This is a genomic window from Mycobacterium sp., from assembly GCF_049802695.1.
Classification (GTDB): domain Bacteria; phylum Actinomycetota; class Actinomycetes; order Mycobacteriales; family Mycobacteriaceae; genus Mycobacterium.
Window position 1 is genome coordinate 1 of sequence record NZ_JBARMY010000045.1, and the last position, 4,417, is coordinate 4,417.

At 65.0% G+C, this 4,417-nt stretch carries 5 protein-coding genes; 2 read left to right on the plus strand and 3 right to left on the minus strand.

The window, feature by feature from the left end; translation table 11 throughout:
• Positions 1–89 precede the first annotated feature (89 nt).
• Positions 90–587, minus strand: coding sequence for an Lrp/AsnC family transcriptional regulator (locus WA317_RS01710; protein WP_425171388.1), 498 nt, complete (start codon positions 585–587; stop codon positions 90–92).
• A gap of 120 nt (positions 588–707) precedes the next feature.
• Here WA317_RS01710 and ddaH point away from each other — a divergent pair, with 120 nt between their 5' ends.
• Positions 708–1,562 (plus strand): dimethylargininase, encoded by an 855-nt coding sequence (gene ddaH, locus WA317_RS01715; RefSeq protein ID WP_425171389.1) that lies wholly within the window; start codon positions 708–710, stop codon positions 1,560–1,562.
• A complete protein-coding gene (gene rocD / locus WA317_RS01720; RefSeq protein WP_425171390.1) occupies positions 1,559–2,809 on the plus strand; it encodes an ornithine--oxo-acid transaminase in 1,251 nt (416 codons plus the stop codon). Before ddaH ends, rocD begins: the two co-directional genes overlap by 4 nt.
• A gap of 1 nt (position 2,810) precedes the next feature.
• Here rocD and WA317_RS01725 read toward each other — a convergent pair whose 3' ends face one another.
• Positions 2,811–3,635: a mycofactocin-coupled SDR family oxidoreductase gene (locus tag WA317_RS01725; RefSeq protein ID WP_425171391.1), complete on the minus strand. Its 825-nt coding sequence runs from the start codon at positions 3,633–3,635 to the stop codon at positions 2,811–2,813.
• Positions 3,636–3,844: 209 nt separating this feature from the next.
• A partial coding sequence (locus tag WA317_RS01730) for an EF-Tu/IF-2/RF-3 family GTPase (protein WP_425171392.1) occupies positions 3,845–4,417 on the minus strand: 573 nt, incomplete at its 5' end.

The window sequence follows — 4,417 nt, forward strand, 5'->3', positions numbered from 1 at the left end:
CCGCCGACGATCACTATCCCCTTACCGGATCGGTTGCCCTTTGTGCTACTGGTCACGGGGAGTTCATACACGACGGCCGGACTTGCAGATCAACGGCCCGTGCCGTCGCCGGCCCTACCGAGCGGTAACCCTGCGCGCTCAGCGCGGGACCGGTCGATCAGGTTCGAGAGCACGACGACGCTCTCACTGCGTTCGATGTCGGCGCTGGTGCGGATTCGCTCGAGCGCTTCTTCCAGGTGGTGCATATCGCGCGCCAGCACATGCAGGATGGCGTCCGCGGTACCCGTTATGGTTGCGGCGCTGACGATCTCGGGGATCTCCAGCCACCCTCGGCGCAACTCGTCGGGCGCGATCCTGCCGTGGCAGAAGACCTGGACGTAGGCCTCGGTGTTCCAGCCCAGCGCGTCGCGGTCGATGACCGTGGTGAACCCCCGGATGACGCCGCGGTCGAGCATGCGGTCGACCCGACGCTTGACCGCTGGAGCCGACAGGTTCACCCGCTCCCCGATTTCGGCGAACGTCGCGCGGGCATGCTGCGCCAACTCCGCCAGAATCTGCTCGTCGATGCCATCCGGCTGATCGCCCACTACATCTCATCCCCTCTACGCAATAGATAACTGTCCAACTCCATTCAGCACAAGAAAACAGTACCTCACGCGCAATAGGGAGCAATTGATTGCGCGACTCGTCACTTCTATGGTCGGAGTATGACGCTTCGGGATGTCGTTGGCACCGCACCCACTGCGCGCTCGCCGAAGCGCCGCACAGCGCGCCACCGCCACTACGTGATGTGCCCGCCCGATTTCTTCGCCGTGGAGTACACAATCAATCCGTGGATGAATCCCGACGTACACATCGACAGCGCCGTCGCGGCAGCGCAGTGGGAGAACCTGCGGGACACCTACCGGCGGCTGGGCCACACTGTCGACTTTGTGCAACCGGTGTCCGGGTTGCCCGACATGGTGTATGCCGCCAACGGTGGCCTGATCATCAAGGGCCAAGCGGTGGTCGCACAGTTCAAGCACCCACAGCGCCGGCCTGAAGCAAGCGCCTACGCGCAGTGGATGACGTCGAACGGCTATTCGGCGGCCTCGACCCGCCACATCAATGAGGGTCAGGGCGACCTGCTACCGGTAGGAGCGAGGCTCTTGGCGGGCACGGGATTTCGCACCGACGAACGTGCTCACGCCGAGATCGCGGCGATCGTCGGAATGCCGGTGGTCAGCCTGCAACTGGTTGACCCACGCTTCTATCACCTCGACACCGCGCTGGCCGTTCTGGACGACGTCACCATCGCGTACTATCCACCGGCGTTCAGCGGTCCGTCATGTGCAAAGCTGCAAGCGCTGTTTCCCGACGCAATCCTGGTCAGCAGCGCCGACGCCTATGTGCTCGGTCTGAACGCGGTCTCTGACGGACGTCATGTCCTGCTCCCGTCGGCGGCGGTCGGCTTCGCCGATCAGTTGTCCGGAGCCGGTTTCGAGCCGGTCGGCGTGGACATGTCCGAATTGCTCAAAGGTGGCGGCTCGGTGAAATGCTGCACGCTGGAGGTGTATTCGTGACCGTCACCGACGCTGTCACTGCCGAACCGGGCGGTCCGACATCCGCGGCGATCGCCCTCGACGAGCGCTACACGGCGCACAACTACGCCCCGCTGCCGGTCGTGGCCGCCCGTGCCGAGGGCGTCTGGATCACCGACGTTGAGGGTCGCCGTTATCTGGACTGCCTGTCCGCTTATTCGGCGGTGAATTTCGGACACCGCCATCCGGAGATCAGCGCAGTCGCGCACGCTCAGCTGGAATTGGTCACACTCGTCAGCCGGGCGTTCCACTCCGAGGCGCTGGGACGGTTCTGCGCTGCCCTCGCCGTGCTGTGCGGCAAGGACATGGTGTTGCCGATGAACAGCGGCGCCGAAGCAGTCGAAAGCGGTATCAAGGTGGCCCGAAAGTGGGGCACTGATGTCAAGGGCGTGCCGGCCGGGCAGGCCAATATCGTGGTCGCCGACAACAACTTCCATGGTCGAACCATCAGCATCGTCGGGTTCTCGTCGGATGAGGCTGCGCGCAACGGGTTCGGCCCGTTCACACCCGGCTTTCGTTCGGTGCCGTTCGGTGACGCCGACGCGGCGGCGGGCGCCGTCGACGAACACACCGTCGCCGTGCTGGTGGAACCGATCCAGGGTGAGGCGGGAATCGTCATCCCGCCGGACGATTATCTGCCCGCGGTGCGCGCGATCTGCACCGAGCGGGACGTGCTGATGGTAGCCGACGAGATCCAGTCCGGACTCGCCCGCACCGGCCGGACGTTCGCGTGTGACCACTGGGGTGTGGTGCCCGACGTCTACTTGCTCGGCAAAGCGTTGGGCGGCGGCGTGGTCCCGGTGTCGGCGGTGGTGGCTGATCGGGAGATCCTAGCGGTGCTGCACCCCGGCGAGCATGGGTCGACTTTCGGTGGCAATCCGTTGGCGGCTGCGGTCGGCAGCACTGTGGTGTCGATTCTCGCCCGCGGCGAGTTTCAGCTGCGCGCAGCTGAACTCGGTTGTCACCTGCACAACCGGCTGCACGATTTGATCGGCCACGGCGTGTCGGCGGTACGCGGCCTGGGGCTGTGGGCCGGTGTGGACATCGACCCGCGCATCGGGACCGGCAAAGAGCTGAGCCTGCGCCTCGCGGAGCGCGGCGTCCTGGTGAAGGACACTCAAAAATCAACCCTGCGTTTCGCTCCGCCACTAGTGATCACCGCAGCCGAGATCGACTGGGCTGCCGAGCAATTCGCTGCGGTGTTGGCCGAGGGTAACGCACAAGCCTGAGCTAGTACTTCAATGCGCCTTTGTCGACGGGTATCTGGGCGCCCGACAACGTACCAGAGCCGCCACCGGCCAGCCAGACGACGACGTCGGACACCTCGTCGGGCGTCATAAAACCCTTCGGCTGCATCGGCATTGGCGGGAAGCTGTGCACGAAGCTGCTGTGCTTGCCGAGCAGTTCGATTAACGCGTCGGTTTCGATCATGGGGGTGTCGACGGAGTACGGGTGGATGGAGTTGACGCGGATGCCGAACTCGCCAAGTTCTAAAGCCAACGTGTTGGTCAACCCCACCAGTCCGTATTTGGTCGCTGTGTAGTGGCCGTTGCCCGGGGTGGCTTTCACCCCGGCTGCCGAACTGACCACCACGATGGATCCACCGTTGCCAGCGTCGATCATCGCTGGGATCACGGCGCGCAGAGTGCGCCAGGTACCCGTCAAGTTGACCCCGATGACGGTGTCCCACTGCTCGTCGGTGAGCTCCCACACGCGGCCCCAGCCCAGAACGCCGGCGTTGGCCACCAATATGTCGAGCCGGCCGAACTGCTCAATTCCGTCGGCCACCAACTGACGCACCGCCGCGTCGTCGCGAGTGTCGACCTCGCGGGCCAGCACCTTGCGGCCCTCGGCTTCCACCGCGCGGACGGTCTCGGCGAGATCCTCCGCGGTGGCGGCCGGATAGGTGATGGTGGAGACCGGCGAGCAGATGTCCAAGGCGATGATGTCCGCGCCTTCGCGGGCCAACCGCACCGCATGCGAGCGCCCCTGACCGCGGGCGGCTCCGGTGACGAAGGCAACTCGCCCGTGCAGTGTTCCCGACTGTGCTGTCATGACCGCCCCTTCGCCGACTGCCGATCAGGCTAGCAGCGAAACTGAAACGTGTTTCAGCCCGGCGACGATGCGGCGCGAAGCGGCCGGTCCCGTGCGTCCCTGCGGCCTCGCATGGTCCGAATCGCCGTTTGCTGCGGAACACGAATCAGTACCGGTGGACGCAAAACGGCGCTCACCCTGCCGGGTGAGCGCCGCCTTGGCTGATCGAACTACTTGAGGATCTTGGTGACCCGGCCGGCGCCGACGGTGCGGCCACCTTCGCGGATCGCGAAGCGCAGACCGTCGTCCATGGCTACGGGCTGAATCAGCTTCACCGAGATGTTGGTGTTGTCGCCGGGCATGACCATCTCGGTGCCCTCCGGCAGCGTCACCACACCGGTCACGTCGGTGGTGCGGAAGTAGAACTGCGGCCGGTAGTTGTTGAAGAACGGCGTGTGCCGGCCGCCCTCGTCCTTGGACAGGATGTAGACCTGACCTTCGAAGTCGGTGTGCGGTGTGGTGGTGCCGGGCTTGATGACGACCTGACCGCGCTCCACGTCCTCCCGCTTGATACCGCGCAGCAGCAGCCCGACGTTGTCGCCGGCCTGACCCTGGTCCAGCAGCTTGCGGAACATCTCCACACCGGTGACAGTCGTCTTGGTGCTGGTCGGCTTGATACCGACGATCTCGACTTCCTCGTTCACGTTGATCACGCCGCGCTCGACACGACCGGTCACCACGGTGCCGCGGCCGGTGATGGTGAAGACGTCCTCGACGGGCATCAGGAACGGCTTCTCGGTGTC